Here is a 25,992-nt window from a genome sequence, read left to right as displayed (position 1 = left end):
GCGGGACCAGTGCGGCGCCGAACGAACCTACTTGATGAAGCTGGTGTCAACGAGGTCGTCGATTTTCGGAATCGATTTGATGATGCCGATCTCGAGCAACAGCTCCGCAGCTTCCTTGGTAAAGGCCTGGAATTCGCCCGCGAAGAACTTCTGGTTCGCGGCCTTGTCCTGCCAACGCAGATATTTTGCCGAGTTGCCGAACTGCTCGCCGGACTGCTTCACGTCGGAACCCATGATCTCGTAGGATTTGGCCTGGTCCTTTTCGATCAGGGCGACCGCCTCGAAATAGCTGTCAGCCAGCGCTTTCGCGGCCTTCGGATTTTCGGTCAGGAATTTCGGCGTGCAGCCGAACGTGTCCATGATCATCGGGTAGTCGAGCGTGGTGGCGATGATCTTTCCCTTGTCGGGTGCTGCGCGCACCGTCGAGAGGTAGGGCTCATAGGTCATGGCCGCATCGTTCTGACCGGCCACGAATGCCTGCGCGGCCGCGGCGGGCTCCAGGTTCACCACGGTCACGTCCTTGACCGAGAGACCGTTCTTCTTGAGCATCCAGGCCAGCGTGAAATAGGGCGCGGTGCCGGGCGCGGACGCAGCGACCGTCTTGCCCTTCAGATCCTTGATCGAGGCGACGTCGGAGCGCGTGGCCATGCCGTCGGCGCCGTAGCTCTTGTCGAGCTGGAAGATCTGCTTGGTCGCAACACCATTGGCATTCCAGGATATCCAGGTTTCGACCGTAGTCGCTGCACACTGGATGTCGCCCGATGCAACGGCCAGATGGCGGTCCTTCTGCGGGATCTTCTTGATCGTCACATCGAGGCCGTTCTTCTTGAAGATGCCGGCCTGGTTGGCGAGCGTGAGCGGTGCAAAGCCGGTCCATCCCGAGATGCCGATGGCGACCTTCGCGTCCTGTGCGACGGCTGGCGCGGACACCAGGAGGGCGGCGGTTGCGGCGAATATTCTATAACTTGGCATGATTGTCTTCCCTCTGTTGTTTTTTGGATTGCGTCCTGTTCGTCCTACTGCTGCATAAACTGTTGCATAAAAACTGTTGCATAAATTGTGCCGGACCTTCATTTGCCTTGATCCCCCTCAGCCGCCCTTGAAGCGGGCAACCAGTTTGTGGGACTCGCCCGGATAGACGAGGCGCACGGCGGTCAGTGTGCGCGCGCTGCGCCAGGTATGGCGGTCGATCACGAGACAGGGGGCGCCGATCGGAATGTCCAGTGCTGTTGCGGTCTGATCGTCAGCCACGATCGCACTGATCGAGTGTTCGGCTTCCGTCCACGGGACATGGTGGAGCAGCCACGTGCCGGGCGGCTCGATCGCAAAATCCGCCGTGGCGGCTTCGGGCACCGCGTCGAGATCGATCAACCTGTCCTCGATCGCGAACGGCACGCCATCGGCGCTGTGGCGGCATGAGATCGCGATCACCTTGCCGGTTTTCCCTACCCCGAGACGGGCACGGTCAGCGGCTTTGGCCGCTCGGCGCGAGCTTCGGATCAACTGGTAGCCATAGCCGCGGCCGAGCGCGGTAATCTCTGCGCGGATGTCTGGAATCGTGAGAACTGCTGACAGGAATTTAGGCCGGCGTACAAACGTGCCGGCGCGACGCCGCCGCTCGATGAGATCGGCTTGCGCCAGTTCCGACAGCGCCTTGCTCACGGTCATTCGCGAGCAGCCATAGCGCGTCATCAGTTGATGCTCGAACGGGATGCGATGACCCGGCGGCCATTCGCCGGTCAGGATGCGGCGCTCGATGTCGAGCCGGATCTGCTTGTACAGCGTCGGCGTGTCGGCGGCCTGGAATTTGTCGCGATCAATCGAGAGGCTCATGCCACGAGCCTTCGCACGGTTGCGTTGAATGCGTCGCGCGCCTTCTGGCGGAGCCGGTGACGTCCACCCTCGACGACTTTGGTTCCGCCCGTCCACACAGATGCGACGGCACCTGAGCCCGCTGCGAAAATCCAGCCGTCGAGGACGGCATCGCCGCGACGCCCGGCGAGCGAGGGATGCGTGGTGTCGAGGGTCACGATATCAGCGCGTGCACCTGCCTGGAGGCCGACGACCGGCTGCGCGAGTGCCTGGGCGCCGCCGGCCAGCGCAGCGTCGAATAGCGTGCGGCCGGTCGAAATACCGGAACCGCCGGACAACACATTACGCTCCCGATGCTTTAACCGCTGGCCGTATTCGAGCTGGCGCAATTCGTCGGCCACGCCGACCAGCACGTTGGAATCTGTGCCGATGCCGAACCGGCCGCCGGCGTCAAGGAATTCGCGGGTCGGGAAAATACCGTCGCCGAGGCTTGCTTCGGTGATCGGGCAGAGGCCTGCGGCTGCGCCGCTGCTGGCAAGTGCGGCGATCTCGGTCGCGGTGGTGTGGGTCGCATGGATCAGGCACCAGCGGTGATCGACGGGCGCATGTTCGAGCAGCCACTCAACCGGCCGCCGGCCCGACCAGGCGATGCATTCCTCGACTTCCTTGATTTGTTCGGCGGCGTGGATATGAACCGGCCCGCCTTCGGCCAACGGCGCGATGGCCGCCAATTCGTCTGGCGTCACGGCGCGCAAGCTGTGCGGGGCGACACCCACATTGGCCCCGGGCAATTCGCGGACGGCCATTTTTGTCGCGGCAACCAGTTTGGCGAACTGGTCGACCGAACAGATGAACCGGCGTTGGCCGGCATGCGGTGCGGCGCCACCAAAGGAACTGTGCGCGTAGAAACTCGGCAGCAGTGTAAGACCGATGCCGGTGACGTCGGCGGCTCGCACAATTCGTGTCGCCATCTCGGCGGGATTGGCATAGGGCGTGCCATCGTGGTCGTGATGGAGATAGTGGAACTCCCCGACACGCGTGTAGCCTTGCTCGAGCATCTCGACATAGAGCAGGGTTGCGACAGCTTCCGCATCTTCGGGGGTCATTTCCAGCGCGAAACGATACATCGTCTCGCGCCATGTCCAGAACGTATCCGCGGTGATGCCGCGTGTTTCGGCAAGGCCAGCCATGCCGCGCTGGAACGCGTGACTGTGCAGGCTCGCTATTCCCGGTATGGCCAGCTTGTGCTGTTCGTCGCCGGCTTCCGGCGCCGCGCCAACCGTCACCTTCGCGATGGTCCCATCGGTCACAACCACCTGCACGTCGTCAGCCCACCCGGACGGGAGCAGCGCTGATCCGAAATGCAGAGTGAACATGTTTCCAAACCGGGTGGACAGAACACCAACACAATAATATGTATAGACATATCGATACCCCCGTCAAGTTTCCGTCCCTTGAGGGAAATGCTGCATGGCCGAGCGCTTCGATCGAATCTGGCATAATGCCCGGCTCGCCACCCTGCGGGGGGATTTGCCCGACCTCGGCGTGATCGAGCATGGCGTGATTGCCGTGCGAGATGGCCGCATCGTCTTTGCAGGCAGCGGTTCCGACTTTCCATCCGACGCCGATGCGGCTGAACGGATCGATTGCGGCGGGCGGTGGGTCACGCCCGGACTGATCGATTGTCATACGCATCTGGTCTTCGGCGGAAACCGCGCCCACGAGTTCGAGCTGCGGCTGCAAGGCGCAAGCTACGAAGAAATCGCGCGCGCGGGCGGCGGCATTGTCTCGACGGTCGCCGCGACGCGGGCGTCCAGCGAGGCGGACCTCGTTGCCGGTGCGCTGCCCCGGCTCGACGCCCTGATCGGCGAGGGCGTGACGACGGTGGAGATCAAATCCGGCTACGGGCTCAATACGGAAACCGAGATGCGTCAGCTGTCGGCTGCGCGCGCGCTGGGCCGCAACCGGCCGGTCAGCATCCGAACATCTTTTCTCGGCGCACACGCGCTGCCGCTGGAAGCCGATGGCGACAAGGATCGATACATCGACCTTGTTTGCCGGGAGATGTTGCCGGCGGTGGCGCAGGCCGGGCTCGCTGATGCAGTCGATGCCTTCATGGAAGGCATCGCATTTTCGAAAGATCAAACGGCGCGGGTGTTTCGTGCGGCGAAGGCGCTTGGACTTCCAGTCAAATTGCATGCGGATCAGTTGTCGAACCTCGGCGGCGCGGCGCTGGCTTCGGAATTCTCTGCGTTGTCCGCCGATCATCTGGAACACACGGATGAGACCGGCGTCGCGGCCATGGCGCGCGCCAGCACGGTGGCTGTGCTGCTGCCGGGCGCGTTCTATTTCATTCGCGAGACGAAGAAGCCGCCGGTCGAACTGTTCCGTGCCCACGGCGTGAACATGGCGCTCGCCACCGACTGCAATCCCGGCAGCTCGCCGCTGACGTCGCTTCTGCTGGCCATGAACATGGGCGCGACGCTGTTTCGGATGACGGTTGCCGAATGCCTCGCCGGCGTGACGCGGGAAGGCGCGCGGGCGCTCGGTGTTCTCGGTGAAACCGGTACGCTCGAAGCCGGCAAATATTGCGATTTCGCGATCTGGGACATCGACCGGCCCGCCGAGCTGATCTACCGGATGGGCTTCAATCCGCTGCACCGCCGGGTGTGGAGGGGGCAATGAGCAACCGGGATGCACCCATTGTTGTTTCGCCCGGCAGGGTCAGCCTTGACGATCTGGCGCAGGTGCTCGCCGGCGCGGCGGTCGTGCTCGATCCAGCGTTCTGGCCGCGCGTCGAGGCAGCATCGGCCATTGTTGCGCAGGCCGCGGGGGCGCAAGCGCCGGTTTACGGAATCAATACCGGGTTCGGAAAACTGGCGTCGAAACGTATTCCGCCGGATCAGACGGCACTGCTGCAGCGGAACCTGATTGTTTCACATTGTTGCGGGGTAGGGCCGCCGACGCCCGAACCGATCGTGCGTCTGATGATAGCGCTGAAGGTCATTTCATTGGGGCGAGGTGCTTCGGGCGTTCGCCGCGAAATCATCGAGCAACTCCAGGCCATGCTGGCGCGTGGCATTTATCCTTTGGTGCCGCAGCAGGGATCGGTTGGCGCGTCCGGTGATCTGGCGCCGCTGGCGCATATGACCGCCGTCATGATCGGTGAGGGGCAGGCGCTTGTCGACGGCAAGGTCGTGCCGGGCCTTGATGCGCTGGCTGCTGTCGGTCTCGCGCCGCTGACGCTTGGGCCGAAGGAAGGCCTCGCGTTGATCAACGGTACGCAGTTCTCGACAGCCTATGCCATTTCCGGATTGCTACGTGCCCATGGTCTCGCCTGCGCGACACTGGTGACAGGTGCCTTGTCGGTCGATGCGGCGATGGACTCGACGGCGCCGTTCCGCGCCGAGATCCAGCAACTGCGCGGGCATGCCGGGCAAATTTCGGCCGGTATCGCCCTGACGGCGTTGCTGGAAGGCAGCGATATCAGGAACTCGCATCTCGAAGGCGATGAGCGTGTGCAGGATCCCTATTGCCTGCGCTGTCAGCCGCAGGTGGCCGGCGCTGCGCTTGACCTGCTGACGCAAGCCGCTCGTACATTGACGATCGAAGCCAACGCCGTCACCGACAATCCCCTGGTGCTGGTCGAGACCGGCGAGATCGTTTCGGGCGGAAATTTCCACGCCGAGCCGGTCGCCTTTGTCGCTGACCAGATTGCGCTTGTCTTGTCGGAGATCGGCGCCATCAGCGAGCGGCGCATCGCCACCCTCGTCGATCCCGCGCTGAATTTCGGCCTGCCGCCATTTCTGACTCCCGATCCCGGCATCAACTCCGGCTTCATGATCGCCGAAGTAACGGCGGCAGCCCTCTATGCCGAGAACAAGCAGCGCGCCGCGGCCTGCTCGATCGATTCGACGCCGACCAGCGCCAACCAGGAAGATCATGTGTCGATGGCGGCACATGCCGCGCGCCGGTTGTCCGACATGGCGGACAATCTTGCCGCCATTCTCGGCATCGAGCTGCTGGTTGCAGCGCAAGGCATCGGGTTGCGCGCGCCGCATACGACCAGCCCTGCGCTTGCGGCGGTCATTGCAGTGTTGCGCGAGCAGGTGCCGGCGCTCGGTGGCGATCGCTATATGGCCGACGATCTCGCCAAGGCAACGGCGCTGGTCGCAGCCGGCACATTGCCGGCCGCCGCGATGTCGGTGCTCGAGAACAACCCGTTTCCAAACCTTGCCGAGAGAGGTCATCTGTCATGAACCGCCGACTGGACAACGACCGTACGATCCGCGCGCCCCGCGGGTCGGAGATCAGTGCCAAGAGCTGGTTGACGGAAGCGCCGCTCCGGATGCTGATGAACAATCTCGATCCCGATGTTGCCGAGCGGCCGAGCGAACTTGTCGTCTATGGTGGCATCGGCCGCGCGGCCCGCGACTGGGAAAGTTTTGACCGGATCGTTGCCTCCTTGCGCAAGCTCGAAGGCGACCAGACCCTGGTGGTGCAGTCAGGCAAGCCGGTCGGAATTTTCCGCACCCACCCCGATGCGCCGCGGGTGCTGATCGCGAATTCGAACCTGGTACCGCACTGGGCGACGCTCGATCACTTCAACGAACTGGACAAGCAGGGGTTGATGATGTTCGGGCAGATGACGGCCGGATCGTGGATCTACATCGGCAGCCAGGGCATCGTGCAGGGGACATATGAAACGTTTGTCGAAGTGGGTCGACGTCATTACGGCGGCAGCCTCGCGGGCAAGTGGATCCTGACCGCGGGTCTCGGCGGCATGGGCGGCGCCCAGCCGCTTGCCGCGACGATGGCCGGGGCGTCGATGCTCGCGATCGAGTGCCAGCCGAGCCGCATCGAGATGCGGCTGCGCACCGGTTACCTCGACCGGCAGGCCGGCACGCTCGATGAGGCGCTCGCGATCATGGCGCAGGCGGCGCAGAGCAAGACACCGGTCTCGGTCGGCCTGCTCGGCAACGCCGCCGATATTTTTCCCGAACTTGTGCGCCGCGGCGTAAGGCCGGACATTGTTACCGACCAGACCAGCGCGCACGATCCGATCAACGGTTACCTGCCGAAGGGATGGACACTCGCCGAATGGGAGTCCCGACGCAACGCCGATCCGAAGGCGGTTGAAGCGGCGGCCAAGACCTCCATGGTCGGCCACGTCGAGGCGATGCTGGATTTTCACGCCCAGGGGATTCCCACGCTCGACTATGGCAACAACATCCGCCAGATGGCGAAGGACATGGGATTGAAAAACGCGTTCGACTTCCCAGGCTTCGTTCCGGCCTACATCCGTCCGCTGTTCTGCCGCGGCATCGGGCCATTCCGGTGGGCGGCGCTCTCAGGGGATCCCGAAGACATCTTCCGCACTGACGCCAAGGTCAAGGAGCTGATGCCGGAGGACAAGCATCTTCACAACTGGCTCGACATGGCCCGGGCCCGGATCAAGTTCCAGGGATTGCCGGCGCGGATCTGCTGGGTCGGCCTTGGCGATCGCCACCGGCTGGGCCTGGCGTTCAACGAAATGGTAGCGCGCGGCGAGCTGAAGGCGCCGATCGTCATCGGCCGCGATCATCTCGACAGCGGCTCGGTTGCGAGCCCGAACCGCGAAACCGAAGCGATGCGCGACGGCTCGGACGCCGTGTCCGACTGGCCGCTCATCAATGCGTTGCTCAACTGTGCCTCGGGGGCGACGTGGGTCTCGCTGCATCACGGCGGCGGCGTCGGGATCGGCTATTCGCAGCACGCCGGCATGGTGATTGTCGCCGACGGAACGCCGGAGGCCGCGCGTCGCATCGAGCGGGTGCTTTGGAACGATCCGGCAACGGGGGTCATGCGTCATGCCGATGCGGGCTATGAGAGTGCAATCGAGTGCGCCCGGGCCAACGGGCTTGATCTGCCCGGCCTGACGCGATAGCGCGCCGACCTACTTGGTGCCGTAGGTGCGGTCGCCAGCGTCGCCGAGACCCGGCACAATGTAGGCGTTGTCGTCCAGCCCCTGGTCGATCGCCGCGAGCCAGATCGGAACGTCCGGGTGAATGCCGCGTATGCGTTCAACGCCTTCCGGCGCGCCGATCAGACAGACCAGTCGAATGTCGTTCGCCCCGCGCTCCTTCAGCCGGTCGACCGCGGCAACCGCAGAGTTCGCCGTAGCCAGCACCGGCGAGATCACGATCACCAGCCGCTCGTGCAGATCGCTCGGCGCCTTGAAGAAATATTCTACCGCAGTGAAAGTTTCCGGTTCGCGGTAAAGGCCGATATGCGCGATCCGTGCGGTCGGCACCAGGTCGAGCATGCCATCCGCGAAGGTCACGCCGGCCCGCAGCACCGGCGCGAACACCAGCTTCTTGCCCGCGATCTGCGGCGACTTCATCTTTGCAAGCGGCGTTTCGATTTCGATATCGGCCAGCGGCAGGTCGCGGGTGACCTCGTAACAAAGCAGCATCCCGATCTCCTTGAGGAGTTCGCGAAACGACTTGGTTGAAATGTCTTTCTGCCGCAGCAGCGTCAGCTTGTGCTGCACCAGCGGGTGGCTAACGATCGTAACGCCGTCCATGTCTCTAACCTCGATCTAGAAAACCGTGCCGTCGCTAATCACTTTCACCGGAGGCGAGGCGTCCGCGCGGCGTTCGCGCGCCAGCCGTCGACCCGCAGCCCAGGTGCCGCCCTCGAGAATTTTTGCCAGCGGCATCGAAACGGCATCGCGTCCAATCCGCTGCCGCAGACCATCTGCGACGCGGTCGAGCAGCGCCACCGTCAGCGCGCGCCATTCCACGACAAGCGGTGACGATACCTCATGCTCTCGCTCGGCATCTGCCGAGTCGCGAAACGCCAGCACGCCGCTATCGACGAACAGCCCGCCATTGCGATATTCGGCTAGTCCCGTCAGGCCATCGATATCGGTCACGTCGATACCGGATGTCTGTAGCGGTTCGATGAGAGAATACGCCAGCCATTGCGAGAGCTTGTGCAGCGGCACCAGGCCACTGGTAGCATCCGCGGTCGTCAGCGCAGGATGCCGCCAGCAGTCGCCGAGCGCGACTCCGCCCAGCGTCAGCCGCGATGGCCAGATCGGCCCGAGTTGTTGCAGTAGTTCCGTTAAAATCGTAGGGGCAGGCAGCTTTCCACCGTCTGCCAGCATCGCAAGCCGGTCGTACAGGCCGCCGGGCCGCGGCGTGTCGCGGCTGCCGAATATTTCCGGTTTCGAGGCCACCAGCCGGCCGAGGCGACGCAGCAGGTCGGCGCGGCCGTCCATCCCGACCAGCGGATTGGTATCCGAGACCTGCATGCCGCGCTCGAGGTCGGCAACGCAAAAATTTGCGAGCATATCGGCATCGACGCGCAACGGCTCAAGGGGGGAGGCCGAGAATGCGCCGCCCGTGAATATGGCAAGGCTGGCCAGCCCCAATCCTTCCGAACGGCCGATCGCCGATCCGGTTTTTGGATCGCGGTAGCGCCACGATGGACCGGCGCCGGCATCGAGGAAGACGCTGACGATGGCCAGATCGAACTCGGCCCGGGCGCGGGCCGCGCGATCGGGCCAGCCGGTCCGGTTGGCGACAGCGGCCCATCGATCGTCCCCATTGGTGGCGAAGTGCCGCCAGCGCGAATGAAACGGCACGTCGAACGAAGGGTAGGCGTTGCGCGTCGTTTCCAGCACCAGATCGACCGCGCTGTCCATGCGATCGAGGTCGATGCGAAAGTTCGGAAGCTTGTCTTCAAGGCCGATCGCGAGCATGCGGTGAGCGCGCTCGCGGACTGCTTTCGCACTTAACAACGTCAAAGCGGCTGACGTCTCCGGATTTGCAAGGGACAAGGCCGCCGCCTCTCTCAATATTTTTCCAGCGAACGACCGACCGGGTTGTCCGGGTCTTGCTGCGGCTCCGGCGTGTAGTAACCCGCGGCCTTCTTTGCCGCGATTTCCACATGCGCGTCGGCCGGGATCATGTCGTCGGGGATCGGCACGCGCTCGACGATCTCGATGCCCTGACTGGTCAACGCATCGTGCTTCATGTCGCTCATGGAAACGAAGCGATCGATCCGCTTGAGGCCGAGCCAGTGCACCACGTCCGGCATCAGTTGCTGGAAGCGAGCGTCCTGGACACCGGCGACACATTCGGTGCGCTCGAAATACTGGGCCGCGGCATCGCCGCCTTCCTGACGCTTGCGGGCGTTATAGACGAGAAATTTTGTCACTTCGCCGAGGGCGCGGCCTTCCTTGCGATTGTAGATGATGATGCCGAGGCCGCCGCTTTGGCCTGCGCGCGCGCATTCCTCGATGCCGTGAATCAAATATGGACGGCAGGTGCAGATGTCAGAACCAAACACGTCGGAGCCGTTGCATTCGTCATGCACACGGCAGGTTATCCTGGTGCTGTGGTCCGGCAGTTTGCTGACGTCGCCGAACAGATAGGCTGTCGTACCGCCGATCGGCGGCAGAAAGACCTGCAGGTCGGGCCGTGTCACCAGTTCCGGAAACATGCCGGCGGTCTGCTCGAACAGTTGCCGGCGCAGATTGTTCTCGGTGGTGGCGAAGCGCTCTGCCAGGCCGGGCAGGTACCAGACCGGATCGATTGCAATCTTGACCACGGAGACGCTGCCGTTCTTGTGCACGACCTCGCCATCCTGCTTGAGCCGTCCGGCTTCGATCGCGGCTTGCAGTTCGGGCAGATCGAGCCGGGCGCGCGTGATGGCGATGCTCGGACGGATGTCGGTGCCCTCAGTGATCTCGCTCGCGAAGTTTTCCGCGGCGAGATGTCCCCATGGATCGAGCGAGACGATCCGCTGCGGCTCGGCCCATTGTGGAAACGGCCCGACCGTTTCAGCAGGGTGGGTGTTGGTGAGATCCGGACGTCGGATCGGGTCGAGCGCGCCGGACGAGACGGCGAGCGCACGATAGACCGAATAGGAGCCGCCATGCGTGCCGATCACGTTGCGGTCGGCCGGGCGCGAAACGGTGCCGATCACTGGTCCGCGTTCGCGGGCGCTGGGTGCGCCCCAGGTGATCGGGAATTTGAGCTTGGCACCCGGTGCCGGGTGCGACGTAATGCGAATATGATCAATCCGATTGGAACGAGTCATCGCTACGAACCCTGAAACGGCGACGGCCCGCCTGGATAGACGGGCCTGGTCACCAACGATAAAATCAGCAGCGGTTGCAGCTGAGAAAGCAGTATAGTCGGATTTGGTGCGAGCACAACGGGGATTTGAAGTCCGTTACCGCTGCACTGCATCGGACGTTAACCTTTCTGCGAAGGGCCGCGCCACCAGTTGTTGCAGCGCCTTGGTCCATCGCTGAAAACGAGATCGAGAATTGAGACCATTCGTCGTGCGCCTGACGCGCGCGGTCGGGCACGATCACGCGGCGCGCACGACCTTGTTACTTCGTGGAGCAGGAAAACACGGGGCAGCACCGTGGGTCGGGACCAGTTTTCGGAGTGAAGCTCACGTGGACGAGCGCCACCATGAACCCCGGTCAGATGCCCCACGTCGACTATCTCACAACGTCCGAATTCCGTTCTTGATGCCGTCGGCGATCTGACCAATCTGCTCCTCGTTGATGACAAGAGGTGGCGACAGGATCAACGTATCGCCAAGGGCGCGAACAAAGACCCCGTTTTCGAAACAATGGTTCGCCACGGCCCGCGCCCGTTGACCGGGAGCATCTGGCGCAGCTTCGATCTCTACGGCACCAAGCAGGCCGAGGTTGCGAATATCGCGAACCACGCCGCCGGCGCCCCTGATGTCGTGAATGGCGGCTTCCCATTTTCCGGCAATGCGCGCGACCTTCTCGAAGATTCCTTCCTCCTGATACACATCGAGGGTGGCAAGCGCCGCAGCACAGGCAAGCGGGTGGCCGGAGTAGGTGTAGCCGTGCGCGAACTCGACGGTGGCCGCCGGACCCTGCGACATGGCCTCGTGCACATGATGATGAACCAGCACGCCTCCCATGGGTACAGCGCCGTTGCTCATCCCCTTCGCGCAGGTGATGAGGTCGGGTGTAACGCCAAGCGCCTGGGCAGCAAAGGGCGCTCCCAGTCTTCCGAATCCGGTGACAACCTCATCGAAGATCAGCAGGATGCCGTGCTTGCTGGTGATCTCGCGCAGCCGCTTGAGATAGCCCTTGGGCGGCGGCAGCACGCCGCCGGCACCAGCCACCGGTTCGACGATGATGGCTGCGACGGTCGAGGGGTCGACCGAGGTGAGGAGGCCTTCCAGCGCATCCGCAAAGTCAACACCGTGTTCCGGCTCTCCCTTGGCGAACGCGTTGCGGGTGAGATCATGTGTGTGAGGAAGGTGCGACACCCCCGGAAGCAAGACGCCGAATTGGGCCCGCTGCCATCCGATGCCGGAAACCGAGAGTCCACCGAACCCCATTCCGTGGTAGCTGCGCTGGCGTCCGATCAGGCGCTGGCGATGACCCTCGCCGCGCGCCCGGTGGAAGGCCAGCGCCATCTTCAATGCGGTGTCGACCGCTTCGGAGCCGGATCCGGCAAGGAAGATGTGGTCAAATCCCTTCGGCGCGATTTCCATCACGCGATTGGTGTAGTGAAACGCGAGCGGATGGCCGAGCGAGAAGCTTGATGCGTAATCGAGCTTGCCCGCCTGGTCGCGAATGGCCTCGATGATCTTGGGATGGCAATGCCCGGCATTGACGCACCAAAGGCCGGCAATGGCGTCCAGCACGGACCGGCCTTCAGGGGTCTTGTAATGCATCCCCTTGGCCTCGACAAAGAACTCCGGCGCTGACTTGAAGCGTCGGTTCGGCGTCATCGGCATCCAGTAGGCGTCAAGGTCGTTCGGAGGAATGTCGAGGTTCGCTTGGGACATTTACGTGCTCCAGTCTTGTATGCTGTGGACGGGCGACCGGGCGCGTTAACGCGCCAAGGCCTGTTCGACGGACTTGAGGTCGAGGTCCTTGTTGATGTCGCCGACCAGGTCGTTTGTTGCGATCTCCTTCGCATCCATAGGCTGCTTGAGGATCTTCGCCCGCACCAGCCAATCGAGGTAGCTCTGGTAGACCTTGAGGTCGCTCTCACCCCAGTTCTCGCCGGGCTTGTCGAGCGTCCACTTCTCAGAGACGGTCTTGAGCAGGGTCGCTGTCCGGTCGAGCGCTGCGTCTGGAGCAAGGCCGGTCGGGACGACCTGTGGGTAGACTTCCTGGAAGATAGCGGCGGCCTGACGCGCATTTTTCAGAGTATAGGCCACGCCCATCGTGTAGGCGCGCGCCAGACGCACCAGCAGATTCCGCTTGTTTTTGATCGAGTCAGAGCTCGCCACCAGGCTGTTGGCCGGGAAAGAATCGATCAGGGGATCTTCGAGCATGCGCATGGGGACGCCAGCAAGGCCCATCAGCGTGTATTGTGTGTCCCACTGGCTGACGGCATCGATCTCCTTGCGCTGGAGCAGGACGACGCTTTGTCCCGGTTGCCCCGACACGACGATGCGGATGTCGCGATCGGGGTCGAGACCGGCATCGGAGGCGCCCGACCGGGCCAGCACGACGCCGGCCGAGGCCATGGAGGTCACCCCGATTTTCTTGTCTTTTAGATCCGCATATTTCTTGATGGGGCTGTCCACCGGCACTGCGACACCAAAAATGTTGCGGCGATAGGCGGTGTAGAAAACCTGCGTCTTCACGCCCGTCTGCTGCAGGATCGCGACCGGTTCTGGGGTGGCGACGGCGGCCAGCACCTCGCCTGTCGCAACGTTTCGGACGCAGTCCGAAGATCCCGGAAAATTCACCAGTTCGACTTCAATGCCCTCCTGCTTGAACCAGCCAAGCTTGGTGGCAACGGCGATCGGGGCGACCCCGTGTGTTATCACGCTCGTGCACCAGCCCAGGCGCACTTTGTCCAGTGCGAATGCGGGCGAGGTCGTGCCTGCAACGGCGATCAGCGAGCAAAGGGCGAGGCCAGCACCTAGACAGGTATGACGCATCTTACTCTCCAGTTCTGTTGCAGGTTGGTTGAGGTGACATCTCGTCAGGTCCGTTTGTGTCGTGAGCAGAATGCACCGATAAAGGCTGCGGCCGCGTTCTCGGAGGCTCCGAGCGAATAGCCGCCTTCCTGCACGATCAGCGTCGGAAGCTGCAGATCGGCGAGCAATTCGCCGACTCGTGCAAAGGCGTCCGTCGAGACGAGCAGGGACAGCGGGTCGTCGCGGTGGGCGTCCCAGCCGGCCGACACCACGAGCACCTCGGTCTTGTGCGCACGCGCGGCTTCGACGAGATTTCGGCAGGCGTCGAGAAAGACTTCGTCGCCGCTGCCGGGAGCAAGCGGCACGTTGAGGTTGGCGCCGTGACCCTCTCCCTGGCCGCGCTCGTCGGCGTAACCCGAGAAGTAGGGATAGTAGGTCGTCGGATCGGTGTGCACGGATGCGAACAGCACGTCCTTGCGGCCATAAAAGATCGCCTGCGTGCCGTCTCCGTGATGCGTGTCGAAATCGAGGATGGCCACTTTGCCTGTCCGTTTGCCGATGAGATCGGCGGCAATGGCGGCGTTGTTGAGGAAGCAGAAGCCGGAGGCGCGGTCGGTGAATGCATGATGTCCCGGGGGACGGCAAAGCGCGAATGCAGAGGGGGCACCATCGATAACCGCGTGCGCCGCAGACAGCGCGGCCTGCGCCGATTCGTAAACCGCACTCCAGGTGCCGGCGCCGATGGCGCAATTGAGGTCGCCGATGTACCAGCCCGCCTGGGCGTTGACCGCGCTGCAACGCGGTCTGGACGAAGGGGTAAGGGCCGATCCTTTGCCGCGGTACGGATGCGTGTTCGGCAGGACCTCCGGCCCCGCCTTGGGATTGGCGGCCCAGCGCACGTAGCTGGAGGCGAGAAAGTCGACATAGTCGGCGCTGTGCACGGCTTCGATGGCGTCGCGGCCATGGTCGGCAGGTGGCGTTTCCTTCAGGCCGGCCTCGGTCAGCCTGCGGGCAAGCACCTCCAGCCGATCCGGATTTTCGACGGGCGGGGAGAGCTTGCCGAGCAGCATGATCTGCTGGGGACGGTGCTCAAGCTGACGTTTTGAGTAATAGACCTTCATGCAAGTTCACTTCTGCGATGCGGGGAGCGCGTTGCCGGCTGGGGGAGCCTTCGGCTCGGCGATGGTCGTGTCGGCGGCGGCTCCGGGGTCAACCCGTCCAAGGCGCTCCCAGAACAGCACCCGGTTGCGGATCATGATCAGCGTCTGATTGAGTACGAGCCCGACGACCGCCAAAATGATCAGGACGGAAAACGACCCGGCGACGTCCATCATGAAATTCATGCTTTGCATCAGCATGCCGAGCCCGGCGTCCGCACCGAGGAACTCGGTGACAACGGTGCCGATCAGCGACAGCGCCATGGCGATCTCGAGACCCGCCATGATGAAGGGCAGGGCACTCGGAAGCCGCAGCATGGTGAATACCTGTCGTTCGCTGCCGCCGAGCGAACGGATGAGGTCGATGCGGTCCTTGTCTGCAGAGTTCAATCCGGAGATCGTGTTGATCATCATCGGAAAGAAAGCCACCAGCGCCGCCGTTACGATCTTGGATGTCACGCCGAGGCCGAACCAGAGAACGAACAGCGGCGCGAGCGCGACCTTCGGCATCGACTGGAACATGATGATGTAGAGGGTAGATGAAGTAGGCGAAACGCCGGTTGAGTGCGACGGCCACTCCAAGTGCGAGGCCGAGGGATCCGCCAAGCGCAAAGCCGGCAAGCACCTCGAACAACGTCACCGCACCGTGATAGAGATAGAGACCGTTGGTCAGGCCGCGCCACAGCCCTTCGGCCACGGCGGACGCAGACGGCAGGATGAACGCGGGGATCTTGAAAAGAACCGGACTTGCCTGCCAGATGACGAGCACGAGGCACAGCAGCAGGATGCTCAAAATTCGATTCTTGGCGGTGTCGAGCGAGGAGAGGTCAGGCATCAGTCCATGACTCCAGCTGTGCCGAAATGAGCGCGGATACGGCGGACGTATTCGCCAAACGGCGGGGTGGTCATCATGTCGAGCGTCCGCTCGCGAGGAAGGTTGATGTCGAGCACCTCCGCGATGCGACCCGGGCGTGGCGTCATCACAACGACTCTGTCGGCCAGAAACACGGCCTCGGAAATCGAATGGGTGATGAACAGGATCGTCTTGCTCTGGGCCGTCCAGAGGCGCTGCAATTCGACGTTCATGTGCTCGCGCGTCATGGCGTCGAGCGCACCGAAAGGTTCGTCCATGAGCAGCATCGCCGGATCGTGCACCAGGGCGCGGACAATGCCGACCCGCTGCTGCATGCCGCCGGAGAGCTCGGCAGGATAGCGCTGTTCGAACTCACTCAACCCAACGAGATTAATGAGGTCACGCGCCCGCGACAGATACTTCTTGCGATCAAGCTTCTGGACGTCGATCGGGATCAGAACGTTGTCGAGAACGGTACGCCAGGGAAACAGCACTGGCGACTGGAACACGACGCCGATGTCGTGCCGCGGCCCCTCCAGCCTGCGATCGCCGAACCAGACAGTTCCCGAACTGGTCGGGATCAGTCCTGCGAGAATACGAAGCAACGTCGATTTCCCGCAGCCCGACGGACCCACAACCGCGACGAATTCCCCGAGGTCGATATCGAGGTTGATATCCTGAAGCGCGGTCACGACCGGCCCGCGACCGCCGAACAGTTTTCCGACTTCCTTGATGCGGATGAAATCGCGTGAGCTCGATGCGCCGGCCGGGCGGTGCTCCGGACTTGCCTCAGCGGCGGATGCGCCTTTCAACAGCGTCATTGCTCAGTTCCTTCCGGCTAGAGCACCAGGGCCATGCCATCCTTGCGATGATCGGACGCGCCGAACATGATTCCCCGCTGGTGATCGATCCAGATCGCTTGCGCGCCTCCGATCGGGAAGTCGGACCAGTTGACCGCGTGTCCACGGCGGGCGAGTTCGTCGAACGCGCTCTGCGAGATTGTCTTCTCGAGCGATAGCTTTCCGTCGAAAGCGAATGAACGTGGCGCGTCGCTTGCTGCCTGGATGTCGAGCCCGTGATCGAGAATCTGGGAGAGAAAGTGCGCGTGGCCCGTGGCCTGGTAGTGCCCTCCCATCACCCCAAACGGCATGATCGGCTTGCCGTCGCGGAAGAGCAGCCCGGGAATAATGGTGTGCAGCGGCCGCTTGTGGGGCGCGATGACGCACGGGTGCGTGGGGTCCGTCCGGAATCCGCTTCCTCGGTTGTGCAGCAGAACGCCCGTCGTCGGCTCGAAAATGCCGCTGCCGAACGGCGCGAACAGGGAGTTGATCAACGACACCGCGTTGAGGTCGCGATCGACCGCGCAAACATACACGGTGTCCTTATGCTCGGTCAGGTCCCAGTCTTCAGGCAGCGAGGCCTTGCCGGGATCGATGCGATCTCTGACCCGGGCGGTAAATGCATCCGAAAGAAACCGCGCAACCGGCGTGTCGCCCTGCGTCGGGTCGCAGAAGTAGGAATCGCGGGCGCGATACGCCGCCTTGGTGGCCTCGGCAAGAAGATGGATACGATCCGCCTCGCTGTGCCGGCTGTCGCCAAGCGCCAGATTTTCGATAGCGCGCAGGATCATGAGGGCGGCCAACCCCTGTCCGGGCGGCGGACACTCGTGGACCTTGTATCCGCGATAGCTGGTCTCGACCGGCTGCACATAATCGCAGCGATGCCGGGCGAAGTCTTCCTCCTGATGCAGCCCGCCAGTCGCGCGCAGTTTGGCGGTCAGGGCCTTGGCTACCTTGCCGGTGTAGAATCCGGCCGCGCCCTCGCGACTGATGCAACGCAGGGTTTCGGCAAGCGCACGGTTGCGGAAGAGGTCGCCAACATCAGGTGCGCGACCGCCGGGGAGATACGCGGCGCGGGTCGCGGGATCTACCGAGAGCTTCTCGATTTGCCGGCCCCAATCCCAGGCGACGCGAGGCGTCACCCGCATGCCATCCTCGGCAAGGCGGATCGCCGGCGCAAGAATCTCTGAAAGTGGCTTCGATCCATGATCACGGTTCAGCGTGCACCACGCCGAGATCGCACCGGGTATCGTCACCGCATGGGCGGAGGTTGGTGGAATTTCACGGATGTCACGATCGACGTACCATTCGGCTTTTGCTGCGCCAGGCGCACGCCCCGAACCGTCGAGCGCGATCGGTGCCGCGCCGCCCATCGAGAACAGCGCGAAGCAGTCGCCGCCTATGCCGGTCATGTGCGGCTCGACAACGGCCAGTACGGCGATGGCGGCGAGGGCCGCGTCGACCGCATTGCCGCCCGACCGCAGCATATCGAGGCCGGCCATGGAGGCAGCCGGATGCGATGTGCAGATCGTGCCGTTCTCGCCAACCGCCATCGATCGGCCTTGTTTCGTGAAGTCACGCACCGCCTGGAGCCTCCATGGAAATTTGCCGGGCTGCGCGCGCAAGGCGCGGCCCGATCTCGTTCTCGAGTTGCGCGGCGGTGACCTCAGATGGCATTCCACCGCAATTGAAAGCCAGAACCGCGCCGTCAGCCGTCACGACGGGGGCGCCGACCGCGTAGACATCTGGCTGGCGATCGCCGAGGGACACACAGAAACCGCGCTTGGCAATCGACTCGAAGGCCGTGTCGATCCGCGCTCGCACGCCGCGCCACTCGCTGCGTGGCCACTGCAGTTGGATCCGCCGCAGCAACGCCCCGCGCTCATCCTCCGCCAGGGCGAATAGATAGGCGCGGCCCATGGCCGAAGTCTCGATCGGCAGCCGCGAGCCCAGGTCGAACCGTGCCGGCCGCATCTGCGGATGATGCGCCGTCTCGATGGTGAGCATGACCAGTTGGTCGCGCATGCCGACCGATGCGGGCAAGCGCGAGAAGTCCGCGATTTCCTGCAGGACGGGGCGGGCGGCGATCCGGTGAGGCATGCCGGCGAGCAGCGAATGGCACAAGGCGACGATACCGGCTCCGAGCTGGTAGTGCCCGGTGCGGGGAACGATCGACAGGTAGCCGAGCGCGGCAAGTGTCTGGCTCAAACGCGAGATCGTCGGCTTCGACAGGCCTGTGCGCTCGGCCAGTTCGCTGTTGCTCAGTGAATTTTCGCCGGGCTTGAACGCCCGGAGCACCGACAGGCCGCGCGCCACAGCTTGCACGAGCCGCACGTCGTCGGAGGAAGCCTCCAACGTGTTGGTGCTGGTCTTCCGCTCAACCGCAGTCAGTCTGGCCATGGAACCTCGATGCGCTTTTCAGAATTTAATTCCACTCTTCGAAATTAATTGAGTCAAGGGTGCCTGCGCAAAAACAAGAGGCAAAGACCGATGGGATATCAGGCACGATGTCTTCAAATCGAACGCGCCGGTGCCATTGCTCGCACCTGCGAGACAAAATTCGACGGGCATGGTCGCATTACAAATGCGAGACCGGATCACGATCGGTCGCCGCTCGGCCGCAAAGTCCGCAAGATTTCTCGGATTGCATCGAGCGCGAACCCGCGCTCGCGTGTGCAATTTCATTGAGTTGTGACCGCAGCGCAGCCGGCTCTGAAAGAGCCGTTGACGCGGCAATCCTGGCTTCGGGCGTCGGGCCGGCGCTGCGAGAAAGTTTCCAGTCATTTGCATCCGCAGGTCCAATGCCCCGGGCACAAATCTGCATACGACTGCTTTACTTTCATTTCTTAGTATTTTATCACAATGTGAGAAAAAATTGAAGAAGACTGCGAACAGGCCGATTGCAAAGGAAGGCATCCATGGAGCACACGATTATTGTTGCGACCGCCGGTCAAGGAATGTTGCGCAGCAACAACAATGGCCAGAGTTGGCATCGACTAGGCATCGGCGAACCGATCGAGTTCGACGGGATCGTGCGGTCGCTCGCAGTGGATCCCCAACGTCCGGAGCGGGTGTATGCGGGTGCCGATTGCGGCGTTTGCATCAGTGAGGACGGCGGCTGCCACTGGCGTCAGGCCAAGGGTGCGCTTCAAGGCTTAACCGTGTGGTCGATTGCGGTCGATGCGAACAACCCTTCGGTGCTCTACGCCGGAACCGGTGCGCCATCGCGCGCCGCGTTATACAAATCGATCGACTCCGGTGAGTCCTGGAGCCGATCGACCACCGATTTTCCGGAGTTCTGCGCCGGCGTTAACCGGCCCAGGTTGCTCACGGTTTGCGTCGATCCCGACGATAGTCAGCAGGTGTGGTTTGGCCTTGAGGAGGGTGGCGCATGGCGCAGCCGGAATGCGGGGAGCACTTGGGAGCGGGTCGACGGAGATGACCGCACCATCAGGCATTCCGACATCCACTCGATTGCTATCCTCCCGGCGACGTCTTCGGCACCGAAGACCACTTTCGTCCTCACGGTGAATACCGTTTATCGGAGCGTCGATGACGGAAAAACCTGGGCAGGCAATCCCTCGCGAGACCGCTTCGACGGCATGTACTACACGCGGACCGTCTTGCCGTTGCCCGCCAAGAGCGACGGGCTTTTGCTGGCGATCGGCGACGGCACGCCGGGAACCAAGACGCGCCTTTATCGGTCGAACGATCGGGGTGCAGATTGGGAGAGCGTCACCATAAAGCAGACTCCGAACTCGACGTTCTGGGCCTTTGGCGCGCATTCCTCACAGCCCGACCTGATCTATGCCGGCACGAAGTACGGACATCTCTTCACGTCCCGCGACGCTGGGCTTAGCTGGGAGAAGGAGTGGAGAGAGTTCAGCGAAATCACGGCCGTCGCCTGGACGCCGGTGAAGGCGCCGCTTGGAGCCAATCCGAAATCAGACCACTGAGATTCGGCGCGGGGCGGGGCCGTTCCCCCAGCTTCGTGTTCTCAACAGCGAAGCTCAACGCTTGATGAAACGCCGAAGGCTGCCAGGAGCATTGAAGGATGCAGAAGACACCCAACTTTATCGGATATCACATTCGCAAGTGGTATTGTCAGGTTGAGGACACCCTCGCCAATGAGACGGGACAACTTGCCGATGGATTGCCGTTGCGCAAGTTTGTGTTGGCCGCCGCCATTGCCAACCCCTACGCAGGAAATTTCAGTCAGAATCTGGATTTGATCGTAGCAGATTCAGCGGCCCTGGGTGTCGAATTTGGCCGACGCATAAAGGCGCTGTTTGGCGAAGGCCAAGTGGAAAGCTATGGCAAGGCAGCGATCGTTGGAATCAGCGGAGAATACGAGCACGGTAACGCGTTTCTAACGAGCGCTTTTGCCGATCCGGTTCGCGATGCCCTGGGTGGCGGCAAGGCATGGATACCTTCGACCGGCAAGCGCGGCACTCCCGGTGGATCGATCGACATTCCCCTGGCTCACAAGGACGCGCTCTATGTACGGTCCCACTACGACACCATGACCGTTCAGTTCGCGGATGCACCGAACGCAGACGAAATCGTAATTGCGTTCGCGTTTGCCAGCCGGGGACGCCTGCACGCGCGGCTTGGCGGTCTCGCCGCAACCGAGATTTCCGGCAGCGATGGCCTGCGATAGCAAGCGAAGTCAGACAGAAGAGCAGCATGGAAGCAGAAGTTCAATGGATAACAAGTGATGGCCTCAAGCTTCGATTGGTGGCATGGGGTCCTCGCGAGGCGCCCGCGATCGTTATGCTGCACGGATTGCGCAGTTACGCCTATACGTGGGAGCCGGTAGCCCTTCCGTTGTTGCCGCATTGGAGAGTAATCGCGCTGGATCAGCGCGGTCGTGGACACAGTGATTGGGATCCGCAACGGAACTACTTCACAGATGCCTATGTGCGCGATCTTGAAGCCCTCGTCGATAGACTATCGCTCAAGCGGTTTGTCCTGCTAGGGCATTCGATGGGCGGCGCAAACGCCCTTGTTTATGCCTCGCGTCACCCCGATCGGCTGTCGGCCCTGGTTGTCGAGGATATGGGGCCGGGTGCATCGGCAGGGGGCAGGGGAGCTGACCGCATTAAACGCGAACTGCGCGAAACACCTTCGTCCTTTACGAGCTGGGGGGAGGCCACCGCATTCTGGCGCAAAATTCGACCCGACGTTTCGGCGACGGCGCTGCAATCCCGCGTCACTCACTCGCTGAAGGAAGAGAGGAGCGGCCGCATCGCCTGGCGCTACGATGCGGAAGGTATTGCCGAGGCACGTTTGAACGCGAGACCGGAACAAGTCGTGGATCTGTGGCCACATGTCGAGGCGTTGAACATTCCGACCTTGCTGATGCGCGGAGCCAATTCGGATTTTCTGACCGCGGACATCGCGCGGGAAATGTGCCGGCGCAATCCGCGTATCCTCTGGAGAGATATCCCTTCGTCAACGCACTATGTGCACGACGACAATCTCCCCGAATTCAATTTCTTCCTCCAGCAGTTCCTGGAGGAAATCCGCCCGCAGACAAGGTCGTAGTCCCCGGCTACGCCGACGATGGCGGGGGCGGGACCAACAAAACAAGTCGATACAGGTGTCTTGATGGCAAGCATGCGCGTGATTGCAAGCGACCTCGACTTTCCGGAGGGGCCGGTCGTTTTGCCTGATGGCTCGGTGCTGCTGGTAGAAATCCGTGCGCAGCAATTGACGCGCGTATGGCCCGGTGGCCGCAAGCAGGTTGTTGCGAAAATCCCTGGCGGTCCGAATGGCGCGGCAATTGGTCCGGACGGTCAATGCTATGTCTGCAACAACGGCGGGTTTGGCTGGGTGGCTTCGCGCGGCGAGCGGCAAAGTCGAAACAGTATTCGACAAATGCGGCGATCACCAGCTGAAAGGCCCGAATGACCTGGTGTTCGACCGTCCGGCGGATTGTGGTTCACCGATCTCGGCAAGCGACGCGCGCGCGACATCGATGTGGGCGGGCTGTACTACATCGAGCCTGGCATGCGCCAAATTACCGAACAGGTATTCGGATCCTGCCTCCCAACGGGGTCGGGCTGTCGCCGGACGAGCGAACCGTCTACGTCGCGGAGACGCCGACGGCGCGCCTGTGGGCCTACGATCTTTCCGAGCGCGATCAGATCGCGCCTGCCCCGACAATCTACCGCGGAGAACGCGGTCGCCCGATTGCCGGTCTTGGAGGCTATAACATGTTCGACTCGCTTGCGGTGGAGGCAAGCGGAAACATCTGCGTCGCCACGCTGGTCGCAGGCTGCATCTCGGTATTCGCACCCGACGGCCGGTTGGTGGAGCAGGTCGAATTGGGCGATCTGCTGGTGACCAACATCGCCTTTGGCGGCCCGGAATTGAAAACCGCTTATATTACGTTATCCGGCAAGGGGCAGTTGGTCGCGGTCGATTGGCCGCGTGGCGGCCTCCCGCTCAACTTTTTAAACAAATGAAACGCCTTGTGCCAATCGGCCGCTCGGCAATTGCCGAGGTCGTGGCGCGACCGGGCAGCTTCTTTTGTCGCGATCGAAACTCGGAGCGCATCGATCCTAATTTTCCGCCACGTCTGGCTCACTCGATCTGAATTCCGGACGTTCGCGCGATCTCTTTCCATTTGTCGACATCGGAACTCATGAAGGCGCCGAACTGCTTTGGGTCACTGCCGACAACGCTGACGCCGCGTTCCTTCAATGCTTCAGCGAGCGCCGGTGCCTTGAGTACGCTGGCAAGTGCGACGTAAAGTCGTTGGACAATCTCGGCAGGCGTGTTTCGCGGAGCCAGCAGCCCGAGCCAGCCCTCGAACGTGAAGCCATCAATGCCGCTTTCCGCCATTGTCGGTAGATCGGGCGCAAGAGCGGTTCGGGAAGGCGAAAGGGTCGCCAACGGCTTCAGTTTTCCGCCGCGCACATAGGGCAGCATCACGGATGTGGTGTCGAATGCGATCTGGACCTGTCCCGAGAGCAGATCCGTGACTGCCGCCGCACTTCCCCTGTAGGGTATATGCATCAGGCTGACATTGGTTTTGCTGGAAAAGGCTTCACTGATCAGGTGATTGGTCGAGCCCAACCCGAAAGATGCATAAGTGATCTGCCCGGGATTAGCGCGCGCAAATTCAACCAGTTCTCGAACTGTCTCTGCTTTCACGGAAGGATTGGCCGCAAGCAGGAACGAGACAGCGCCGACTTGAGAGATCGGCGCGAAGTCCTTCAAGGAATCATAGGGCGGCTTGCTTCTGACCGCCGGCAACACGCTCAACTCCGATCCGGTACCGAACAGCAACGTATAGCCGTCAGGGGTTGCGCGAATGGCGGAAGCTGCCCCGATGGCGCCGCCGGCTCCCGCACGGTTTTCGATGATGATGGGCTGACCCAATTCGACCGCCATTTCCTTGGCGATCAACCTCGCTGCGGTGTCGGTGCCGCCGCCTGGCGCGAACGCCACGACCATCGTGATTGGTTTCGAAGGATACGCGGTTTGGGCCTGCGCTGCAGAAGCCACCAACGAAAGGACAAATAAGACGAGTCTCGCAGTCCGCATGGTGATGTCCTCCGATGATTGGCTTCGATTGACCTCGGCATACCCGGGAATCCATCGGGCTGGGTTGACGGATGTTAAAATTCTTATAATATAAGAAAAAATGCAATCAATAAAACGAAGCCGAATGGTGTTGCCCGGAGGGAACGAGCATGAGAGCCCGCGAGGGGACGAAGCCACGGCATGGCCGGTGGCTGGCATGTTGCGCTTTTCTGTTTTTGTTTCTGCTCGGCCTTCCGCTACCAGCGTTTGCGGCCGGTTCTTATCCTGGCCGTCCCATCACACTTGTCGTCGCGTTTGAGGCTGGAGGGTCTTCGGATATTTCCGCGCGTCTGGTAGCGCAGGAACTGACCAGGATTCTCGGCCAACAAGTGATCGTCGAAAATCGTCCAGGTGCCGGCGGCCGGCCAGGGACGCGCCGCTTGTCCGAAACCACGCCGGACGGCTACTCGCTGCTGTGGGGAAGCGGAAGCACACTCACGGTTTCGCCGATGCTGTATCCAGATCAGCAATATGTGAAGAATCTGACTCCCATAAGTCTTGGCGTGACGCAGCCCTTTATCTTCGCCGCTTCGACCGCGACGGGAGCGAAGACGGTCCAGGACATTGTAAATCTCGCCAAGCAGCGCCCGGGGAAGCTCAATTTTGCATCGGCCGGTGTTGGCTCAAGCAACCATCTTCTGGGCGAGATATTCATGGCGTCCACAGGTACGGAGTTCGAGCATGTGCCCTACAAGGGCGGCGCCTCGGCGCGCGATGCCGTTGCCAAAAACGAATCTCAATTGATGGACGAGGTTCTTTCACCGCTGATCGGGAGCATTCGCGCTGGTCATTTGCAACCGCTCTTCATCACGAGCGATGTCCGTCATCCGTTGTTTCCCGATGTTCCGACTGCCGTCGAGGCTGGCTTGCCCGACCTGGCGATCGTCGGTTTCTTCGCGTTGCTTGCGCCCGCGAAGACACCGCCCGAGATCGTGCAGACGCTCAATGCAGCCATGAAGGAAGCCCTCGGTTCGCCGAGCTTGCGCGCGGCACTGGACGCGAGCGGCTTCGATGCGGCGTACAGCACGCCGGCCGATCTCGTGCGTCTCCTTGAGAAAGGGCGTAGCCAGTATGGAGACATCATCGCGCGGCGAAAGATTAAGCTCGAGCCCGGCTTTCCGTAGCAAACCCCCGCAGCGTTAGGATGTATCAATGAAGCTTTATCTTGCTCCGCATGCTTGCTCGCTCGCGGTCGATATCGTTGCTCGCGAGCTGACGATGCCGCTATCACTCGAATGGGTGGACGTGCGAGCCAAGAGGCTACTGGATGGCGCCGACTATTTCAAAATCAACCCGAAAGGGCAGGTGCCGACCCTGGCGCTGGACGATGGACAACTGCTGACCGAAGGTCCGGTCATCGTGCAATGCATCGCCGACATGAAGGCGGGTAACAGTCTGCTGCCCCAGAACGCGACCCTCGAGCGCTATCGCGTCCTGGAGTGGCTGAACTTCATCAGCTCCGAACTGCACAAGGGGTTTACGCCGCTGTTTCGGCCGACCACGCCGCCGGCTTACCGTGAGATCGCGATAGAAAATCTGTCCAAACGGTTCGCGTGGCTCAACGAGGTCCTTTCGTCGCAGCCTTATCTCACCGGCGACACGTTCACCGTGGCTGACGCCTATTGCTACACCATTGTGACGTGGAGCCGACTGCACAACCTCGATCTGTCGCCATGGCCGCATCTGATCGATTACATCAACCGCATCGAGGCCAGAGACAGCGTGAAGGCTGCCAGGGCTGCGGAGGCGGCGGAGCTACGCCGCCGCGCCGGCTAAGCGGAATCGGACGAACGATGGAGAAAAGCTCGAG

The 25,992-nt window shown here is 62.3% G+C and carries 22 protein-coding genes and 1 pseudogene; 9 read left to right on the top strand and 14 right to left on the bottom strand.

Features of this window, described 5'->3' with window-relative positions:
- Window positions 1–27: 27 nt before the first annotated feature.
- From ACVWVY_RS33875 to ACVWVY_RS33865, 3 genes are all read right to left on the bottom strand, one after another.
- On the bottom strand, window positions 28–972 hold the full coding sequence (locus ACVWVY_RS33875) for an ABC transporter substrate-binding protein (RefSeq protein ID WP_456630454.1): 945 nt from the start codon (window positions 970–972) through the stop codon (window positions 28–30).
- Between the two features lie 117 nt (window positions 973–1,089).
- Complete coding sequence (gene hutC / locus ACVWVY_RS33870; protein ID WP_456630453.1) at window positions 1,090–1,833, bottom strand: histidine utilization repressor; 744 nt, start codon at window positions 1,831–1,833, stop codon at window positions 1,090–1,092.
- Complete coding sequence (locus ACVWVY_RS33865; protein WP_456630452.1) at window positions 1,830–3,188, bottom strand: formimidoylglutamate deiminase; 1,359 nt, start codon at window positions 3,186–3,188, stop codon at window positions 1,830–1,832. Before ACVWVY_RS33865 ends, hutC begins: the two co-directional genes overlap by 4 nt.
- Window positions 3,189–3,282: 94 nt before the next feature.
- Between ACVWVY_RS33865 and hutI the strand changes: the two genes are divergently transcribed.
- From hutI to hutU, 3 genes are read left to right on the top strand one after another with little or no spacing between them, the layout of a single operon-like run.
- The gene (gene hutI / locus ACVWVY_RS33860; RefSeq protein WP_456630451.1) at window positions 3,283–4,497 is read left to right on the top strand and encodes an imidazolonepropionase; all 1,215 of its coding nucleotides are present in this window, start codon (window positions 3,283–3,285) and stop codon (window positions 4,495–4,497) included.
- On the top strand, window positions 4,494–6,071 hold the full coding sequence (hutH, locus tag ACVWVY_RS33855; RefSeq protein WP_456630450.1) for a histidine ammonia-lyase: 1,578 nt from the start codon (window positions 4,494–4,496) through the stop codon (window positions 6,069–6,071). Before hutI ends, hutH begins: the two co-directional genes overlap by 4 nt.
- Window positions 6,068–7,738 (top strand): urocanate hydratase, encoded by a 1,671-nt coding sequence (gene hutU, locus ACVWVY_RS33850; RefSeq protein ID WP_456630449.1) that lies wholly within the window; start codon window positions 6,068–6,070, stop codon window positions 7,736–7,738. Before hutH ends, hutU begins: the two co-directional genes overlap by 4 nt.
- Before the next feature lie 9 nt (window positions 7,739–7,747).
- Here the strand turns inward: hutU and upp are convergent, their stop codons facing one another.
- The 10 genes from upp to ACVWVY_RS33800 all read right to left on the bottom strand — a co-directional run bounded on the left by upp (window position 7,748) and on the right by ACVWVY_RS33800 (window position 18,989).
- Window positions 7,748–8,377 (bottom strand): uracil phosphoribosyltransferase, encoded by a 630-nt coding sequence (upp, locus tag ACVWVY_RS33845; RefSeq protein ID WP_456630448.1) that lies wholly within the window; start codon window positions 8,375–8,377, stop codon window positions 7,748–7,750.
- Between the two features lie 15 nt (window positions 8,378–8,392).
- Window positions 8,393–9,559 (bottom strand): URC4/urg3 family protein, encoded by a 1,167-nt coding sequence (locus ACVWVY_RS33840; protein WP_456630447.1) that lies wholly within the window; start codon window positions 9,557–9,559, stop codon window positions 8,393–8,395.
- Between the two features lie 92 nt (window positions 9,560–9,651).
- Entirely contained in the window at window positions 9,652–10,902 is a 1,251-nt protein-coding gene (locus tag ACVWVY_RS33835; protein WP_456630446.1) for a GTP cyclohydrolase II, read from the bottom strand.
- A gap of 417 nt (window positions 10,903–11,319) precedes the next feature.
- On the bottom strand, window positions 11,320–12,651 hold the full coding sequence (locus ACVWVY_RS33830; protein ID WP_456630445.1) for an aminotransferase class III-fold pyridoxal phosphate-dependent enzyme: 1,332 nt from the start codon (window positions 12,649–12,651) through the stop codon (window positions 11,320–11,322).
- A gap of 45 nt (window positions 12,652–12,696) precedes the next feature.
- Window positions 12,697–13,761: an ABC transporter substrate-binding protein gene (locus ACVWVY_RS33825; RefSeq protein ID WP_456630444.1), complete on the bottom strand. Its 1,065-nt coding sequence runs from the start codon at window positions 13,759–13,761 to the stop codon at window positions 12,697–12,699.
- 44 nt (window positions 13,762–13,805) lie between these two features.
- Entirely contained in the window at window positions 13,806–14,861 is a 1,056-nt protein-coding gene (locus ACVWVY_RS33820; protein ID WP_456630443.1) for a histone deacetylase family protein, read from the bottom strand.
- 6 nt (window positions 14,862–14,867) lie between these two features.
- Window positions 14,868–15,503, bottom strand: a complete 636-nt coding sequence (locus tag ACVWVY_RS33815; RefSeq protein ID WP_456630442.1) for an ABC transporter permease — start codon at window positions 15,501–15,503, stop codon at window positions 14,868–14,870.
- Window positions 15,504–15,731: 228 nt separating this feature from the next.
- Window positions 15,732–16,571, bottom strand: coding sequence for an ABC transporter ATP-binding protein (locus ACVWVY_RS33810; protein WP_456630441.1), 840 nt, complete (start codon window positions 16,569–16,571; stop codon window positions 15,732–15,734).
- Between the two features lie 17 nt (window positions 16,572–16,588).
- Window positions 16,589–18,172, bottom strand: coding sequence for a gamma-glutamyltransferase family protein (locus tag ACVWVY_RS33805; protein WP_456630440.1), 1,584 nt, complete (start codon window positions 18,170–18,172; stop codon window positions 16,589–16,591).
- Window positions 18,165–18,989 (bottom strand): IclR family transcriptional regulator, encoded by an 825-nt coding sequence (locus ACVWVY_RS33800; RefSeq protein ID WP_456630439.1) that lies wholly within the window; start codon window positions 18,987–18,989, stop codon window positions 18,165–18,167. The genes ACVWVY_RS33805 and ACVWVY_RS33800 overlap by 8 nt, the downstream gene beginning before the upstream one ends.
- 518 nt (window positions 18,990–19,507) lie before the next feature.
- On the opposite strand from ACVWVY_RS33800, the gene ACVWVY_RS33795 reads away from it, so the two are divergent.
- From ACVWVY_RS33795 to ACVWVY_RS33780, 4 genes and pseudogenes are all read left to right on the top strand, one after another.
- A complete protein-coding gene (locus ACVWVY_RS33795) occupies window positions 19,508–20,545 on the top strand; it encodes a WD40/YVTN/BNR-like repeat-containing protein (RefSeq protein WP_456630438.1) in 1,038 nt (345 codons plus the stop codon).
- Window positions 20,546–20,643: 98 nt separating this feature from the next.
- The gene (locus ACVWVY_RS33790; RefSeq protein WP_456630437.1) at window positions 20,644–21,249 is read left to right on the top strand and encodes an amino acid synthesis family protein; all 606 of its coding nucleotides are present in this window, start codon (window positions 20,644–20,646) and stop codon (window positions 21,247–21,249) included.
- Between the two features lie 26 nt (window positions 21,250–21,275).
- A complete protein-coding gene (locus ACVWVY_RS33785; protein ID WP_456630436.1) occupies window positions 21,276–22,136 on the top strand; it encodes an alpha/beta fold hydrolase in 861 nt (286 codons plus the stop codon).
- A gap of 63 nt (window positions 22,137–22,199) precedes the next feature.
- Window positions 22,200–23,059: pseudogene (locus tag ACVWVY_RS33780) on the top strand (SMP-30/gluconolactonase/LRE family protein).
- A gap of 118 nt (window positions 23,060–23,177) precedes the next feature.
- Here ACVWVY_RS33780 and ACVWVY_RS33775 read toward each other — a convergent pair.
- The gene (locus ACVWVY_RS33775) at window positions 23,178–24,341 is read right to left on the bottom strand and encodes a Bug family tripartite tricarboxylate transporter substrate binding protein (protein WP_456630435.1); all 1,164 of its coding nucleotides are present in this window, start codon (window positions 24,339–24,341) and stop codon (window positions 23,178–23,180) included.
- Between ACVWVY_RS33775 and ACVWVY_RS33770 the strand changes: the two genes are divergently transcribed.
- The gene (locus ACVWVY_RS33770; protein WP_456630434.1) at window positions 24,293–25,306 is read left to right on the top strand and encodes a Bug family tripartite tricarboxylate transporter substrate binding protein; all 1,014 of its coding nucleotides are present in this window, start codon (window positions 24,293–24,295) and stop codon (window positions 25,304–25,306) included. The genes ACVWVY_RS33775 and ACVWVY_RS33770 overlap by 49 nt on opposite strands.
- 28 nt (window positions 25,307–25,334) lie before the next feature.
- The gene (gene gstA / locus ACVWVY_RS33765) at window positions 25,335–25,958 is read left to right on the top strand and encodes a glutathione transferase GstA (protein WP_456630433.1); all 624 of its coding nucleotides are present in this window, start codon (window positions 25,335–25,337) and stop codon (window positions 25,956–25,958) included.
- Window positions 25,959–25,992 lie beyond the last annotated feature (34 nt).

Source organism: Bradyrhizobium sp. URHC0002 (genome assembly GCF_054059515.1).
Note: the sequence above shows the minus strand (reverse complement) of the source record. Positions and strands in the feature narration are given on the sequence as shown.